At 44.7% G+C, this 15,564-nt stretch carries 16 protein-coding genes and 1 riboswitch; of the genes, 13 read left to right on the top strand and 3 right to left on the bottom strand.

Annotated features, from left to right (window positions below):
* Positions 1-366: 366 nt before the first annotated feature.
* Both AACR09_RS24595 and AACR09_RS24590 read left to right on the top strand, forming a co-directional pair.
* Positions 367-999, top strand: a complete 633-nt coding sequence (locus tag AACR09_RS24595; RefSeq protein ID WP_004730071.1) for a fumarylacetoacetate hydrolase family protein — start codon at positions 367-369, stop codon at positions 997-999.
* Between the two features lie 150 nt (positions 1,000-1,149).
* Complete coding sequence (locus tag AACR09_RS24590; RefSeq protein WP_017085423.1) at positions 1,150-1,782, top strand: LysE family translocator; 633 nt, start codon at positions 1,150-1,152, stop codon at positions 1,780-1,782.
* Positions 1,783-1,888: 106 nt separating this feature from the next.
* Here the strand turns inward: AACR09_RS24590 and AACR09_RS24585 are convergent, their stop codons facing one another.
* Positions 1,889-3,613, bottom strand: a complete 1,725-nt coding sequence (locus AACR09_RS24585; protein ID WP_193834650.1) for a phospho-sugar mutase — start codon at positions 3,611-3,613, stop codon at positions 1,889-1,891.
* Positions 3,614-4,098: 485 nt separating this feature from the next.
* Between AACR09_RS24585 and coxB the strand changes: the two genes are divergently transcribed.
* The 4 genes from coxB to AACR09_RS24565 are packed head-to-tail and all read left to right on the top strand — an operon-like array spanning position 4,099 to position 8,625.
* Positions 4,099-5,358, top strand: coding sequence for a cytochrome c oxidase subunit II (gene coxB / locus AACR09_RS24580; protein ID WP_193834649.1), 1,260 nt, complete (start codon positions 4,099-4,101; stop codon positions 5,356-5,358).
* Positions 5,355-7,016, top strand: a complete 1,662-nt coding sequence (gene ctaD / locus AACR09_RS24575; protein WP_004730080.1) for a cytochrome c oxidase subunit I — start codon at positions 5,355-5,357, stop codon at positions 7,014-7,016. Before coxB ends, ctaD begins: the two co-directional genes overlap by 4 nt.
* Positions 7,017-7,027: 11 nt before the next feature.
* A complete protein-coding gene (locus AACR09_RS24570; protein ID WP_081229915.1) occupies positions 7,028-7,702 on the top strand; it encodes a cytochrome c oxidase assembly protein in 675 nt (224 codons plus the stop codon).
* Between the two features lie 38 nt (positions 7,703-7,740).
* Positions 7,741-8,625, top strand: coding sequence for a cytochrome c oxidase subunit 3 (locus AACR09_RS24565; RefSeq protein WP_017094672.1), 885 nt, complete (start codon positions 7,741-7,743; stop codon positions 8,623-8,625).
* 19 nt (positions 8,626-8,644) lie between these two features.
* On the opposite strand, the gene AACR09_RS24560 is transcribed toward AACR09_RS24565, so the two are convergent.
* Positions 8,645-8,875: a DUF2909 family protein gene (locus AACR09_RS24560; protein WP_029203703.1), complete on the bottom strand. Its 231-nt coding sequence runs from the start codon at positions 8,873-8,875 to the stop codon at positions 8,645-8,647.
* Between the two features lies 1 nt (position 8,876).
* On the opposite strand from AACR09_RS24560, the gene AACR09_RS24555 reads away from it, so the two are divergent.
* The 4 genes from AACR09_RS24555 to cyoE all read left to right on the top strand — a co-directional run bounded on the left by AACR09_RS24555 (position 8,877) and on the right by cyoE (position 12,419).
* Complete coding sequence (locus AACR09_RS24555; protein ID WP_193834648.1) at positions 8,877-9,710, top strand: SURF1 family protein; 834 nt, start codon at positions 8,877-8,879, stop codon at positions 9,708-9,710.
* The gene (locus AACR09_RS24550; protein WP_102535378.1) at positions 9,703-10,311 is read left to right on the top strand and encodes a hypothetical protein; all 609 of its coding nucleotides are present in this window, start codon (positions 9,703-9,705) and stop codon (positions 10,309-10,311) included. The genes AACR09_RS24555 and AACR09_RS24550 overlap by 8 nt, the downstream gene beginning before the upstream one ends.
* Before the next feature lie 88 nt (positions 10,312-10,399).
* The gene (locus AACR09_RS24545) at positions 10,400-11,455 is read left to right on the top strand and encodes a COX15/CtaA family protein (RefSeq protein ID WP_193834647.1); all 1,056 of its coding nucleotides are present in this window, start codon (positions 10,400-10,402) and stop codon (positions 11,453-11,455) included.
* On the top strand, positions 11,445-12,419 hold the full coding sequence (gene cyoE / locus AACR09_RS24540) for a heme o synthase (RefSeq protein WP_193834645.1): 975 nt from the start codon (positions 11,445-11,447) through the stop codon (positions 12,417-12,419). The genes AACR09_RS24545 and cyoE overlap by 11 nt, the downstream gene beginning before the upstream one ends.
* Before the next feature lie 111 nt (positions 12,420-12,530).
* On the opposite strand, the gene gbpA is transcribed toward cyoE, so the two are convergent.
* A complete protein-coding gene (gbpA, locus tag AACR09_RS24535) occupies positions 12,531-13,997 on the bottom strand; it encodes an N-acetylglucosamine-binding protein GbpA (protein WP_193834643.1) in 1,467 nt (488 codons plus the stop codon).
* A 72-nt stretch (positions 13,998-14,069) separates the two neighbouring features.
* Positions 14,070-14,159: riboswitch (cyclic di-GMP riboswitch) on the bottom strand.
* 323 nt (positions 14,160-14,482) lie between these two features.
* Between gbpA and AACR09_RS24530 the strand changes: the two genes are divergently transcribed.
* The 3 genes from AACR09_RS24530 (at position 14,483) to AACR09_RS24520 (ending at position 15,517) form a co-directional block, all read left to right on the top strand.
* A complete protein-coding gene (locus AACR09_RS24530) occupies positions 14,483-14,836 on the top strand; it encodes a hypothetical protein (RefSeq protein ID WP_017066796.1) in 354 nt (117 codons plus the stop codon).
* 99 nt (positions 14,837-14,935) lie between these two features.
* A complete protein-coding gene (locus tag AACR09_RS24525) occupies positions 14,936-15,271 on the top strand; it encodes a hypothetical protein (protein WP_065682326.1) in 336 nt (111 codons plus the stop codon).
* 12 nt (positions 15,272-15,283) lie between these two features.
* Positions 15,284-15,517: a DUF3820 family protein gene (locus AACR09_RS24520; protein ID WP_193834641.1), complete on the top strand. Its 234-nt coding sequence runs from the start codon at positions 15,284-15,286 to the stop codon at positions 15,515-15,517.
* Positions 15,518-15,564 lie beyond the last annotated feature (47 nt).

Here is a 15,564-nt window from a genome sequence, read left to right as displayed (position 1 = left end):
GAAAATGTACGTCGTTGTCGTTTTGTCATTGAACACCTCATTTATGGTGGAGACTTTACCACCTAATTTGGTGTCCGGGATCATTAGACCACTACATCTCAAGCCTATGGTTTGAGAGGGCTTCTTTCGTTTTAATGCTCTTCAAATTTAACTGCCTACTTTAGTTTCATTTTCTCTAATTTATGTAAGCCGATGACTCTATTCCTGGAGGGTCGGTCGAGATATACACCGATATTTACCTAAAAGTATTCAAATCAATGAATTGAGCTCAAGATCAGAATTTAGAGATCGGTAATCATCTTGTCGAAGACTCTCATTTTATGATGCGCTAAACTCTGCTCTCTAAAAATAGTTAAGGGATAAACTATGAGCAGCGTTGTAGATCAGAAACAATTGATGAATTCGAAACGAACAGCAACCCCAACAAAAGTACTGTGTGTAGGGCGTAACTATGTCGATCACATTGAAGAACTTAACAATGCGATCCCTGACTCTATGGTGGTTTTCAATAAGCCAAGCACCAGCGTTACTTCCTCTCTGTCTTCTTTTCATCAAGAAGCGCTGCACTACGAAGCAGAGATCTGTTTTATTGTTGAAAAAGGTGAATACTCTGCTGTGGGATTCGGCTTAGACCTTACCAAGCGTGAGTTGCAAAGCAGTTTAAAAGCCAAAGGTTTACCTTGGGAGCGTGCCAAAGCCTTTGATGGTTCTGCTGTCTTTAGTCGCTTTGTTCCCGTTGATAATTTTGATCTCTCTGACTTAAACCTAGAATTATTTATTAACTGTGTCCGCGTTCAAAAGGGCCACGTTGAGCAGATGCTGTATTCTCCACAAACTATCCTAGAAGAGCTCTCTTCTTACACGACTTTGCTTGATGGCGATGTTGTAATGACAGGTACCCCCAAAGGTGTTGGTGAAGTGCATCGAGGTGATATTTTCCTTGGTCGCCTAAAGTGTGGTGAAACGACATTAATTGAGATCGAGTGGGTAGCAAGTTAAGTAGTCTTTTCTATTTGGTTAATAAATTTGCTTTATTGTTCATTGATGGTATTTAATTCGAATATTTTACTATCTTACAACTAATTGCATCTGGAAGGGTGTTGGTAATTGATATAAAATCCGCCTCCGTTTTTATCAATACTGAAACCCATGATCGACTTAGCCATCCTACCTGTTTACCTGACTGCCGTTGTTGCACTTCTCCTTTTGCCTGGCCCTGATATGTTACTCATCGCGAGCTCAAGTATGAGCTATGGCCGCAAGGTTGGTGTGTTTGCAAGTTTGGGTAACGCGACTTCTGGAATTATCCTGACAGTATTGGCAGCAATGGGTGTTTCAGCATTGATTGCGATGAGTCCAGTGGCTTTAAAAGCCCTTCATCTGTTAGGCGGTACCTACTTATTAAAAATGGGGGGGGATTGTCTTCGAACAGAGCAGGGCAATGCGCCTGAGTTAAGCGACAACTTTGCTGCAAAAGCCTACTATCAACGAGCACTGATTAGTAACCTGCTTAACCCTAAAGCGTTGGTTTTCTTTGTGATGTTCTTACCACAGTTTGTGTCGACGAATATTGAAGCGACTTCTGGTGAGCAGATGCTCGTTCTGGGTTTATTGTTGAATGTTCTCGGTTTAACGTTCAACTTTTTGCTGGTGGCTTTAGTGGGTACGATTGGTAAGTCTCTCGTAGAGAATGCTAAGTTTCGTACCTATCAACAGAAAGTCATGGGCGGAGTCTTCATCGTGTTGGCTATCTGGATGTTGTCTTCTTTCTTTACTTCGTAGACGAATCAAACCAGACATCTTCTTGCGGTTAGCCGCTGAGACAAAAATGGACGCTTCGAGCGTCCATTTTTTATATTTAACCGTTACATGCTGAACATGTTAACTGCTATGAGTTCAACTCTTGTTGATGCTGTTCAATCAGCTTACTCATGTCTTCTTCACCGCGCAGGCGAGTGTCTTCATAGGTTTCTGTTCCTTCGAACTTTGTCACCGTCTCATAATAGACTTTCACTTTTGGTTCTGTGCCTGAAGGTCGGACGATAATGCGTGTGCCATCTTCTAGGTGATAGATGAGAACATCACTTGAAGGCAGGTTAATCGCTTCAGTATTGCCACCAATGACGAAGCGTAAAGAAGACTGAAGATCTTCAATCACAGAGATAGCAACACCGTTTATTGCTTTAGGTTGTGCCGCTCTGAGTTTAGAACCAATCGATGGTGAGTCTGGGTCAAGAGCAATACTTCGCTGCGCGTTGGTATGAACACCATGTTCAAATGAAATTTGAGCGAGAAGATCCCAAACCGTTCGGCCTTGAGATTTCAACTCCTCAACTAATTGAGCAAACACAACGATAGCAGACAACCCATCTTTATCTCGCACCTGAGTGCCGATTGTGTAGCCAAGGGCTTCTTCATAGGCGAACAAGAACTCATTCTGTTCATCCTCCAACTGCATGCCAATATTCGCTAACCATTTAAAACCTGTCAGCGTTTGGAAATAAGTCGCGCCATGGGATTGAGCCACTTTTTCAAGCAGAGTTGAAGATACGATACTGTTACCAACTAACTGGTTTTTGGTATGCGGCTTTGAGAGTAAATAATGAGCGAATAGCACGCCGACTTGATCGCCCGTTAGCATTTTATAGGAAGCATCATCAGTTCTAGCTGTATCGTCAGTTCTAACCGCAACGGCAAATCGGTCTGCATCTGGATCATTGGCACAAGCGATGTCGGCATCGACACTTTTTGCTAAGTTAACCACGAGATCCATTGCCCCTTTTTCTTCTGGATTCGGGAAGTTCACGGTTGGGAAGTTGCCATCAGGCTCTCTTTGTTCGGCCACACTGAAGACTTTGTGGAATCCAGCATCGTGAAGAAGATCTTCCGCCATTTTTGCTCCCACCCCATGCATTGCTGTGTAGGTGATGGTGGTATTCGCCGATTCAAGAGCGTTATTCACGTACGGACTTTGATTAATAGCAGCACGGTACGTTTGATAATAACCCTCAGTTAACCACACTAGTTTACCTTGTGTTTCGGCATCACTTAGGCTCATTAAAGGGATCGGCTTGGTCGATGCGATATCGATTTCGCCGGCAATACCTGCATCGTGAGGGGGAATGATTTGAGCGCCATTCTCCCAATAGACTTTGAACCCATTGTATTCCGGCGGGTTGTGGCTCGCCGTAACAACAACAGCGGCAGCCGCATTGAAATGCTCAATACCAAAAGCAACGATAGGTGTTGCAGCGACATCGGAGGTTAGGTACACCTTAATGCCCAAAGCGGTGAGCACAGAAGCCGTATCAATTGCGAATTGCTTTGAATCTAAACGCCCGTCATAACCCACAACGACGCCACGAATCGAGGCATTGGCGACATGTTCAATCAAGTAATGGCCAAGGCCTGTTGCCGTTTCTTGTATCACCAAGCGATTCATTCTATTTGGACCGCATCCTACTTTGCCTCTTAACCCTGCGGTTCCGAATTCTAATCGTTGAGTAAAGCGGTCTTCTAGTTCGTCGTGCATTCCCCCATCAATGAGGTGTTGAAGCTCTTCACGAGTTCTTGGGTCTGGGTCTCTCGCTAACCAGTTCATTGCATCTTGCATAATCACTAAACCTTTTAATGTCGGTATGACTTACTGTTGATTTAATTTAAGTGATATTGATTATCATTTCCATGAAAGCAATCGTAAAACTCAATATAAAATAATTTATAACGGCGAGGGCGCGTGGATTAAGCCACTCTCAATAATTGACTGTTTAATAAGTAAACTTACCTTGAACAATTGGATATCACTAACTAGCCTTTTACATAAATATAACAAAATTTAACAAATTCGCCGTTTTTGAATCTTTCATGGAAACTTCCAACGCTTATGAGTCGTATTAGCTCTTAGGTTGAGATGAGGTCAGCAGCCCGTTTACAGTCTAGTTCCATGTGAGTTGTAGATTGAGATTCAGCCTTTCATGTGCAGCTGGAATAACAATGAATGTTGTTCAGCTCGCAATGACATATAGCTCGTAATGAAACATAGCTCGCAACGACATTTAGGTCGCAAGTATCCAATTAGGAAGGATAAGGAGAGATCTTTTGAAAAGATTACTGGTTAGGTTAGGGCGGCTTTTGAAAAGTTTTGTTGTGGTTTTGGTATCGCCTTTGGTGCATGCCAGCACTGAATACAACATGACTCAAGGTGTCACTGAGATCAGCGGTAAGGTATACGAACTTCATATGCTGATCTTCTACATCTGCTGTGCGATTGCTTTTGTTGTTTTTGGTGTGATGTTTTATTCAATTCTGAGACACCGAAAGTCGAAGGGGGCGGTTGCTGCTCATTTTCACGAAAGTACGAAAGTCGAAATCCTTTGGACCATCATTCCTATTATTATCCTCATCGCTATGGCCATACCCGCGACCAAGACCTTGATTGCGATGGAAGACACCTCTCAATCAGAACTCACAATCAAAATTACAGGCTCGCAATGGAAGTGGCACTACAGCTACTTTGGCGAAGATGTTGAGTTTTTCAGCCTTTTAGCGACCAGCGATAAAGAGATTGAAGGCATTGAAGTGAAAGGCGCGCATTACCTGTTAGAGGTTGATAAGCCGCTGGTACTGCCTATCAATCGTAAAGTCCGATTTTTGATGACTTCCGATGATGTTATTCATTCATGGTGGGTCCCAGCATTTGCCGTTAAGAAAGATACCATTCCGGGCTTTATCAATGAGGCTTGGACAAAGATAGATGAGCCCGGTGTTTATCGAGGTCAGTGTGCTGAGTTATGTGGTCGCGCACATGGCTTCATGCCGATAGTGGTTCAGGCTATGGAGGAAAACGAGTTTGATGCATGGTTAGCGGACCAGAAAGAATTGGTGATAGCCGCACAACAAGCCGCGCAAGATGCATTAGATGCGTCACTTTCTTTGGCAGAGCTCAATACCATTGGTGAAGAGGTATATAAAACTCGTTGTGCAGTTTGTCACCAAGTGAATGGCGAAGGTATTCCCGGAGCATTTCCTGCCATCAAAGGAAGCCCTATTGCGCTTGGCGATGTGAGTGTTCATATCGACACCATTGTTTATGGTCGTGGCGGAACGGCGATGCAGGCGTTTGATAATCAGTTAACCGAGAAAGAGATCGCAGCGGTAGTGACTTACCAGCGAAACGCTTGGGGTAATGATACGGGTGACATTGTTCAGGCTTCAGATGTAAACGCTTATAAAGCCAAGCAAGAAGACGGAGGGCAAGCAGCTGACGAACAAGGTTCAATGGACGAAACGCAAGGCTCAACGGATGGAACGCAAGGTTCAACGGATCAAGCACAAAACGATGCTAAGGAGCAGTTATGAGTTCACCAATCAATAAGCCGGTGAAATCGGCTCCAGCAGAAGACCAAGCACTGAGCCATTCTGCGGAAGGTACGCTGGGCAATGATGATTTGCCTGTTGACGATCACGACTCACATGCGGCACCTAAAGGCTGGGCTCGTTGGCTTTACTCAACCAATCATAAAGACATCGGTACACTTTATCTGTGGTTCAGTTTTGCGATGTTCTTAACGGGTGGTGCCATGGCAATGGTGATCCGTGCTGAGCTATTCCAACCCGGGTTACAACTTGTTGAGCCCGATTTCTTCAATCAGATGACTACAGTCCATGGTTTAATCATGGTATTCGGTGCCGTGATGCCAGCATTTACGGGCTTGGCTAACTGGATGATCCCGATGATGATCGGTGCTCCAGATATGGCGTTGCCGAGAATGAACAACCTCAGTTTCTGGATCTTGCCTTTTGCGTTTCTAATCTTAATCGGATCTTTGTTTACAGAAGGGGGCGGTCCGAGTTTTGGTTGGACATTTTATGCTCCGCTCTCGACAACTTATGGCCCAGACAGCACGGCATTGTTTGTGTTCTCAGTCCATATTATGGGGATCAGTTCGATCATGGGGGCGATTAACGTGATCGTAACCATAGTGAACATGCGCGCGCCCGGTATGACTTGGTTTAAGCTGCCGATGTTCGTATGGACTTGGTTAATTACTGCTTTCTTGCTGATAGCCGTGATGCCCGTTCTCGCGGGTGCGGTGACCATGGTGCTGACAGACAAATACTTTGGGACGAGCTTCTTTGATGCCGCAGGTGGTGGGGACCCGGTGATGTTCCAGCACATATTCTGGTTCTTTGGACACCCCGAAGTGTACATCATGATCTTGCCGTCTTTTGGTATTGTCTCAGCCATCATCCCTGCATTCAGTGGTAAGCGTCTGTTTGGTTATCACTCTATGGTTTATGCGACCTGTAGTATCGCATTGCTGTCATTCTTGGTTTGGGCGCACCACATGTTCACCACGGGTATGCCAGTATTTGCAGAATTGTTCTTCATGTATTGCACCATGTTGATCGCTGTGCCGACCGGTGTGAAAGTCTTCAACTGGGTCGCGACCATGTGGCGAGGGGCTTTGACTTTTGAAACTCCAATGCTGTTTGCGATTGCCTTTATAGTTCTGTTTACGATTGGTGGGTTATCCGGATTGATGCTCGCTATCGTGCCAGCTGATTTCCAATACCACGATACCTACTTTGTTGTGGCTCATTTCCACTATGTTCTGGTGACAGGTGCTGTGTTCTCAATTATGGCCGCCGCCTATTACTGGCTGCCGAAATGGACTGGGCATATGTACGACCACAAGCTCAGTCTGTGGCATTTCTGGACGTCGGTAATTTCAGTCAATGTACTGTTCTTCCCAATGCACTTTTTGGGGTTAGCGGGTATGCCGCGTCGTATTCCAGATTACGCCATTCAGTTTGCTGATGTTAACCAAGTGGTGTCGATTGGAGGTTTTGCCTTTGGGTTGTCTCAGCTGATCTTCTTATGGCTGGCTATCAAGTGCGTAAGAGGCGGAGAGCCTGCACCAAGCAAGCCTTGGGACAGAGCTGAAGGACTTGAGTGGACCGTACCAAGCCCTGCGCCTCACCACACCTTTACTCATCCACCGAAAGTGGATTAGAGGACAGAACCATGAGTGATAAGCAAAGCGATCCCAATCAAGATAAAAAACAACCAAAGCACCTGTCTAATAAGCGTTCGACTAAAAAGCTGACGGGCTACTTGGTGTTGAGTGTAGTTGCGATGTTTGGCTTCGGTTTCGCTTTGGTGCCACTCTACGATGTGATGTGTGAGGCTTTAGGGATCAATGGCAAAACCAATACCGTTTCAGCGGTGCAACCTCAGGGAATGCAGCCCGACTACTCTCGTAGGGTTCGAGTTGAATTCATGTCCCACATTAAGCCAGATATGCCGTGGCAGTTCTCGCCTGAAGTTCGAGTGTTAGAGGTTCACCCTGGTGAAGTGGTTCAAACTAACTACATAGCTAAAAACCTATCAGGAGCCTCATTGGTTGGCCAAGCCGTACCATCGGTTTCTCCAGGTATGGGGGCAACTTACTTCAATAAGATGGAATGCTTTTGTTTTAATCAGCAGCCATTGGGTGGGTACAAGACCGCTGAAATGGGTTTGATATTTTACATTGAGCCAGATATTCCAGAATCGATACATACGCTTACGCTCTCTTATACGCTGTTTAACATCACGAGTCAGGTGAGTGTAGAGGCAAGTAAGCCTGAAGTGAGCACATCAACATTGAACACACTACAATCTGGCTCACCAAAAGCGAGCACACTCGCAAGTAACTAGGGATTTACAGAACCAGTATCAACATAAGGAGTTGAGCGATGAGTTCTAAAAAGGAAGTTTATTTCGTTCCACATCAAAGCCACTGGCCATTGGTGGGTGCCGTCGCACTATTTTTGGTCGCGGTTGGCGCTGGCTTGACGGTGCAAAATATGGGCACCGACGCTGCTGGCGGCGTCTTTGGAAAAGCAGTTCTGTTAGTCGGATTTTGTGTGTTGCTTTACATGCTCGCAGGTTGGTTTAGTAATGTGATCACGGAATCATTAAGTGGCGTTTATTCTGAGCAAATATCCCGATCCTTTAGGCAAGGCATGAGTTGGTTCATCTTTTCCGAAATCATGTTCTTTGGCGCTTTCTTTGGCGCGCTTTTCTATGCTCGTATGATTTCTGTCCCTTGGATTGGTGGGGCGGGCAACAATGCTATGACCCATGAAGTGTTGTGGCCGATGTTTCAATCAATGTGGCCGTTAACGACGACACCTGATGGCGTGACGACAGAAGCGATGTCTTGGCAAGGTATCCCGCTTAAGAACACCATTATTCTGCTGCTTTCTTCTGTGACTCTGCACATGGCACATATCAGTCTTGAACAAAATAAGCGCATGGCTTTGATCGTCTGGTTGGAGATAACCATCGTTCTGGCTGGCTTCTTCCTGTTCTTCCAGGTTGAAGAGTATCTTCACGCTTATCAAGAGATGGGGCTGACACTTCAGTCTGGCATCTACGGCAACACCTTCTTCTTGTTGACTGGGTTCCATGGTTTGCATGTCTGTTTAGGAACGATCTTTTTGATCGTGTTGCTGGCAAGGGTTGCGAAAGACCACTTCACTCCGAAAGACCACTTTGCGTTCCAAGCGGGCAGTTGGTATTGGCACTTTGTTGATGTGGTTTGGTTAGGGCTGTTTGTGTTTGTTTATGTGCTTTAACGGTTGAGCCTATAGGAGATTAATAGGGGCGAGGGTTGGGAGTTATCACTCCGGAACCTAAAGCCAGTAACAACAGTAGCACGACAACGGCTGACCACATGACTCGACGACCTAAGAAGTGACTCAGTCTTTTACCATTGTGTTTACCTGAGGCGATTTGGATTAGACCTTTCATCAAATTGAAAGCGATGAAGAACAGCAAAGCGACCAACACAATTTTAAACAACAACACAAAGGTAGATGACGCCATAGTGATAACTCCAAACCGATTGATTGATGATGAACACAAGTTCCGCAGTAAAGGTTTTTGGATAGCGGTTGTTTTAACTGTGGTTTCAGTCGGCATTTTAATCAAGTTGGGTTTGTGGCAGTTAGATCGAGGTAACGAGAAATTACGCTATGAACAGCAACTATCAGAAAGAGCGCAGCAATCGTTTAGGTCATTGGACACGGTTATCTCTGAATGGAAGGGCTCGCGTACACAAGCGCAAGGTGCATCTGAACAGCAGTTTTTAAATGGTTTTAAGGTTGATGTGGAATTGGAAACACCAAGTGGTTTGGTGGTCTTGTTAGACAATCAGATTAACCAAGGAACGGTGGGGTATGTGATTTACATGTTGGGAAAGGTTCGTCTTGAAGATGAAAACAATTCCTTAGTGGCTGAAAAACAGTTGTTGATCGATCTGGGGTTTGTTGCGGCAAGTAATGACAGAAGAGAACTACCGCAATTAGGAAACACAACACTACCAAACAAAATGTCAGGGCGTTTGTACACTCGTTCAGTGAATCCTTTAAGTCATGAGTTGGGTTTAGAAAGTACGACACCGAATAGAATCCAAAACCTAAACATAGCAGCGTTATCACTGTACACAGGACAAGCCGTTTTACCCTTTGTCTTCCAACCGCAAAGCTTAGAATCGTGGCCTTATGAGTTGTTATGGCGACCTACGGCAATGAAATCTGAGAAGCACTTCGGTTACTCATTTCAATGGTTTGTAATGGCAGCGGTACTTTTGTTTTTGATGTTGTTAATTGGCTATCGGTACCTAAAAGCGACACCTATCACGGAGAACAACGATGGATAAGTCTCAAGCACAAGTGAACAGGGAAAGTACCGAGGCAAACATGGCTGAGCTCAGAAGCCGTCGTACTAAGGGACGTTTGGTATTAATCGGACTCGTTTTAATTTTCGCTTTGCCTGCGATTATCGCCAAAACAGTGTTGGATCAGAATTGGTATACATCAGGTGTCACTAACTCAGGCGAATTGGTAGAACCAAGAATTACACTAGAGGATTTCGGCGTAACGGTACCCATGGCTGGAGAGGGTTGGGTTGTGGGTTATATCGCTCCCACAGAGTGTGAAAGCTTATGCGAACAACAACTCCATTATTTGAATCAAAGTTACTTGGCGCTAGGGAAAAACAAAGAGCGAGTGACCGCCGTTGTTTTCGTCTCAGAAGGTAACTCGTTGTCGGGTTCGCTCAACAAGCCTGATTTATCTTTGTTAGCAGGTGGTGATCAATTAAGTACTGAGTTTGCACCAGCTTCCATTGTCATAATTGACCCACTCGGGCAATTGGTTATGGAATACAAAAGTGTTTCTGATCCTTCGCAGCTAGTCAGCCAATCTAAAGGCATGATTCATGATCTAAGAAAGCTGCTTAAGCTGTCACGAGTTGGGTAGTTAATCAGCTTAAGTTGATGATCTTTAGCATATTGCGTTAATGCTGAGTGTTGTTAGCGAAAAGGGAATAAGTATAGGGAGATAAACGATGCAGAATAAAGCCCCTGATTTACTCATGCACATGATGAGATTAACTATCTTGTTAACCCTTACCGTGATTGTGCTCGGCGCTTATACCCGTTTGTCTGATGCTGGCCTTGGCTGTCCTGACTGGCCTGGGTGCTATGGAAAGATTACCGTTCCCTCGAATACCCAAGCCGTTAATCAAGCCAATCTACAATTTCCAGAACGAGCTCTCGAAGCAGACAAAGCTTGGATAGAGATGATCCATCGCTACTTTGCAGGAACATTAGGGCTGCTTATCTTTGTCGTTGTTGCTTGGTGTATTAAAAAGAATATAACAACTGCTGGTCTTCCGTTACTTATCTCTGCAACCGTGATATTTCAGGCTTTGCTTGGAATGTGGACGGTGACTCTCAAGTTGATGCCCGTTGTGGTTATGGCGCATTTGATGGGGGGCTTCACGTTGCTGTCACTGTTGTGTCTGCTCTACTGTCGTTTGTCTCAATTCCAAAGCCGTTTTGGTGAGGCTGCCTATTCTTCACCACTTAAAGTCTCGGCACTATTCGGATTACTCATTGTGGTTGGGCAGATACTGCTTGGTGGCTGGACATCGTCTAATTATGCCGCTCTGGTGTGTACCCAATTACCTATCTGTGAAGGAAACTGGACAAGCTATTTAGATTTCAAGAATGCCTTCGATTTTGCTCAACACGGTCATGATAACTATGAGTTTGGAGTGTTGGAATATCCCGCAAGACTTACCATCCATGTCATGCACAGGTTCGGGGCTATTGTGGCTACGTTAACGGTGCTGATGATCGTGTACCAGTTATGGAAGTTTGGCCAAGCGCCTCACCAAAAGCTGAGCGTGATTGTCGTAATAGTCTTGTTTGCCCAAATCAGCCTTGGGATCAGTAATGTATGGTTTCATCTGCCAATCTCAGTCGCGGTTTTGCATAACCTAGTCGCAGCGATGTTGCTCATCAGCATGGTTGTAACCAATTTTGTCGTGTGGCAACACAAACCGAGTGAGAGCTTGGTGAAACACAGTGTATTACAAGGAGGTAATCATGGTCAGTAGAACGTCAACACAGTATGAAGTGGTGGCTCAAGACGCAGCCTTAACTCATAAGATAGCAGCCAACAATGACATAGCTTTAAGTAACGAAATTGCTATAAAAAACAAAGCCACTTGGAAAATTTATTTAACGCTGACCAAGCCTAAAGTGGTGGCTTTGATGTTGCTAACGGCATTGGTTGGAATGTGTTTGGCTGTGCCTAATGGATTACCTTTACAGCAAACTGTGTTCGGGGTGATTGGGATAGGGTTAATGGCAGGTTCAGCGGCTGCGTTTAACCACTTGATCGATAAAAAGATCGATGGGCAGATGACTCGAACAAACCGACGTCCTTTACCATCCGGTGAACTGAGTAGTGTGCGTGTGTTCAGCTTTGCCGCGGGTATCGGCTTACTTGGGTTTGCCACGTTAGTGGTGTGGGTCAATCAACTGACCGCTTGGTTAACTTTTGCAAGCTTATTAGGCTATGCGGTGATTTATACCATGTACTTAAAGCGAGCGACGCCGCAAAACATCGTGATAGCAGGGATCGCTGGCGCTATGCCTCCGCTATTGGGCTGGACGGCGGTTACTAACGAACTGCATTCAAACGCTTGGTTGTTGGTGATGATCATCTTTATTTGGACACCTCCGCACTTCTGGGCGTTGGCAATTCATCGTCGTGATGAGTATGCCAAAGTGAATATCCCCATGCTGCCTGTGACCCACGGAATCGAATACACCAAGACTTCTATTTTGCTCTATACCTTGCTGCTAAGCATCGTATGTATATTGCCGGTATTGGTCGGCATGAGTAGCTGGATATATTTGAGCGCTTCTTTGGTTCTCAACGGCGGTTTTATTTATCACGCTTGGGTACTTAAATATCGTGATGAACCTAATATGGCGATGAAGACCTTTAAGTTCTCCATCTATCATCTCATGATCTTGTTTGTCGCTCTGTTGGCGGACCACTATCTACTTTGATAACTGATGCTTCAGCTGTTACAGAATAAGAAAACGGATGCTCTGGGCATCCGTTTTTGTTTGGTTGATCACTAAAACGCACTTAATACAAAGTAAGTATCTAGCGAGTACTTAGTCCACTTTGTTCCAAGCACTTTGCCAGTGTGAACCGACACCTGGTTCGTACTGAGTTGCTGTTGGAGCCCATTGAACACAGTAGCCAGAGTATGGGAACTCTTTACACTGATAAATGCCACCATCGCTGCTCAGAACCTTTGTTCCTGCAGTGTAAGATTCAATGCTTTCTGGGAACACGAAGTCGTAGTCGCCCGCTGGTGGCGGTGTTTGCTCGTCCATTAGGTGGAAATCAAGCGTGTTCTGATCCACTAAGTTACCTTGGTCATCTTTCGTCACAACCACAAGCATGTGGTGGCCAGCTTCAGACTTAGAAAGAGTCAGCTGAACACCTTCAACTTGTCCGTCTGCTAATTCAGATTTCTGAGAGGCAAGTGCTTCACGGTGATGGTTGTACACAGTCAATTCAGCTTGAATATCGCCTGTTGCTGCAAGAGTAAGATCAAGCTGTGTCGGCTGGTTTTCATCAATAATGTACTCAGACTCTAAGCCTGTTACTTCTAGCTCATGGTCTGGTTCTAGAGTATCGATCTTGTAACCGATCTCTACACTGTTAAAGCCAGATCCTGCTTTTAGATAAACAGGGTTCGTGCCGTATACTGGCGCGAAATCGCCTTGGTCGTTCAATTGACCTGCTTTGATTTGCGTCTGCTCTTGATTGATTTTAGAAGAAAGAGCGTAAGACCAATTATTGGCTTTACCTTGCTCAGAACTTTCAATCACAAGCTCAGTGCTGTATGAAGCGTTCTCACCGGATTGATCGAATACGCGAGTGTAAACAGCATCACCAACATTCAGGTCTTGTGTTGGGTTGATTTGACCGCCTTGATCCCAATCCGGGATGATAGGGCCGTCGCCATCAAACTTCACATCGATAACGTTGTAGAAAGCCATTGCAGTATCACCCACATCCCATACCGCAAGGATCACTTGATAACCTTCGCGTTCTGGCACATTGCACAAGTGGCTGACTTGCATCGGTGGTTGTTCTCCATTTCCTTCAACAACACAGAATGGCGTTAAGTCAAAAGAGCTGCGTGCCAAAGGCTGGTTTGGGTTCCAGTCTGGTTGAGTAATGTAGTATTTCCAGTCGTGAGTCTTGTGATTAGCAGTGAACGTCCACTCGAAGTATTGAGAACCAGACTTGATCGGGCGTTTAACCCAGCGATCGGCTGTCTGCTCGTCCAGCGCTGCCGCTAAAGATGATTGCGCGCTGGCGATTTTCCCATCTGCAGGGCCGACTTCAGGGAAGCCTTCAGGGCCTTCCACACTCTGTGGCTCATATTGGATACCACCACAGTTGGTGTTTTTTTGTTGTGTATCACTCGCTGGGAACTTACATAGGGCGACACGACTCTCAGCAACGCCATTATTGTATGCCGAAACATAACCGTGACCGAAGCTTGCTCCACTTACGCTAAGTAGCGATAGTGCGATGAGCGATTTTTTTGGGAGTTGTTTCATTATTTGTCCTTACTGTATTTGGCCGACAAAAAAGAGAACACTCCAGCATGCATTGACACTTAAATTCTATTAAGTGGCGGCCCCGCTATCATAGACAGAATATTTGTCGACAGACCGGTGGCTTTGCGTCCTATTCTTTCAAATAGTTTGCCAGAAGTGCGTTTGAGCAAGCGAAATGTAGCCAACCAGTTTTATAAATGCGAATCAATAGATAGAAATGTGGAATGCCAATCTCGAACTTTTAATTCTTAATACAAATTAACTTGCTATATGTTTAGTTCGCTAACGTATAAATTATTGATATAAATGAAGAAAGTATTTACTCTAATCGCTTTTGTGAATGCTTTTCGATTGTGATGTTTTGTTCTGCACGACAATTGCGCGCATATCAAAACCAAACCTTTGGTTTCCACTAACCAAACCCTGACATGCTATGTATGAAAAGCCGGACAATTGATTGGTATGAATTATGTAAAGGAGTCGGTATGGAATTCACAGAACTAGATAGAGACGCGTTATATCAAACGTGGATGTCACAAAAATCGAGAATGCGTATTACGCAGATGGAGTTTTCAAAAAAGCTTGGAATGAACCAGCTTGATTTCTCTAGAGTGCTAAGAGGCGAGACGCCATTAACGATGTCTTTCGTTAGTCACTTTTGTCGTTTACTTCATTTAGAGCCTAGGAATGTGTTTCCTTCACTTAAAGAAGGTAATGAGTCAGGGCCAAAAGTGGTCTACCTGAAAAGTAGAATGAGCGTTGATGGTGAGATCCAAAATGCTTATATCGAAGGAAATCAGGTAATCGTAGAGTATGCACACACCGTTCAGCATGATTAATTTTAAAGCTAGCTCTGAGTTTTAACTCCCCTTTCTACAAACTTTTCATATAAGGTATGACTTACTCAATTAAATTCCTTAATTTTAACTAAGTGCGTCATGAAACCTTTAAAAGTCTTTTTGCTTGTTGCAACCAGCATTTTCTTGTTTGGTTGTGCAGGCGGCCCAATTAAAACCGCAACTAAATTCACCAGTTATAAAGATTTTCAGCCAGTCCCTGATGGAGGCGTTGACCTAGTTTGGGCAAGGATTGGGCTACGTGATGCGCAGCGACTGAGCTCCAAGTTAGACGACTATGATTCTGTGGTGATCGACCGTGAAGCGTGTAATAAAGACTTTTCAACCATGATTGACTCGCTTGATGATGCCAAAGATGCGATCAACTATTGGGTTGAACGTTTAGGTGATACTCTACAGAATATCGATGACGCTTAGAAAGAGCCTGTAATGCTAGAGAAAGAGAACCTGATTAAACTTGCTAGAATGCAAATGCCATTTGGTAAATACGCTGGTCGTGCGTTGATTGACTTGCCTGAAGAATATTTGCTGTGGTTCGCCAATAAAAAACAGTTTCCTTCTGGTGAGTTGGGTGATTTAATGCAGCTCTGTTTAGCATTGAAAATTGAAGGCTTAGATAGTGTCGTTAAACCACTCAAGTTCAAAAACCCCGAAGATCTATAGTTACAGTCGTGTATCGACTCTTGAGCAAATGAAAGGTTCTGGAGTCT

This window comes from Vibrio sp. OPT20 (genome assembly GCF_963889365.1).
Lineage (GTDB): Bacteria > Pseudomonadota > Gammaproteobacteria > Enterobacterales > Vibrionaceae > Vibrio > Vibrio splendidus.
Note: the sequence above shows the minus strand (reverse complement) of the source record. Positions and strands in the feature narration are given on the sequence as shown.

Coding starts and splice junctions, on each gene's coding strand:
- AACR09_RS24565 (WP_017094672.1), top strand. CDS start 7,741: ATGAGTTCTAAAAAGGAAGTTTATTTCGTTCCACATCAAAGCCACTGG.
- AACR09_RS24560 (WP_029203703.1), bottom strand. CDS start 8,875: ATGGCGTCATCTACCTTTGTGTTGTTGTTTAAAATTGTGTTGGTCGCT.
- AACR09_RS24585 (WP_193834650.1), bottom strand. CDS start 3,613: ATGCAAGATGCAATGAACTGGTTAGCGAGAGACCCAGACCCAAGAACT.
- AACR09_RS24570 (WP_081229915.1), top strand. CDS start 7,028: ATGAGTGATAAGCAAAGCGATCCCAATCAAGATAAAAAACAACCAAAG.
- ctaD (WP_004730080.1), top strand. CDS start 5,355: ATGAGTTCACCAATCAATAAGCCGGTGAAATCGGCTCCAGCAGAAGAC.
- cyoE (WP_193834645.1), top strand. CDS start 11,445: ATGGTCAGTAGAACGTCAACACAGTATGAAGTGGTGGCTCAAGACGCA.
- AACR09_RS24520 (WP_193834641.1), top strand. CDS start 15,284: ATGCTAGAGAAAGAGAACCTGATTAAACTTGCTAGAATGCAAATGCCA.
- AACR09_RS24590 (WP_017085423.1), top strand. CDS start 1,150: ATGATCGACTTAGCCATCCTACCTGTTTACCTGACTGCCGTTGTTGCA.
- AACR09_RS24530 (WP_017066796.1), top strand. CDS start 14,483: ATGGAATTCACAGAACTAGATAGAGACGCGTTATATCAAACGTGGATG.
- AACR09_RS24545 (WP_193834647.1), top strand. CDS start 10,400: ATGCAGAATAAAGCCCCTGATTTACTCATGCACATGATGAGATTAACT.
- AACR09_RS24595 (WP_004730071.1), top strand. CDS start 367: ATGAGCAGCGTTGTAGATCAGAAACAATTGATGAATTCGAAACGAACA.
- AACR09_RS24550 (WP_102535378.1), top strand. CDS start 9,703: ATGGATAAGTCTCAAGCACAAGTGAACAGGGAAAGTACCGAGGCAAAC.
- gbpA (WP_193834643.1), bottom strand. CDS start 13,997: ATGAAACAACTCCCAAAAAAATCGCTCATCGCACTATCGCTACTTAGC.
- AACR09_RS24525 (WP_065682326.1), top strand. CDS start 14,936: ATGAAACCTTTAAAAGTCTTTTTGCTTGTTGCAACCAGCATTTTCTTG.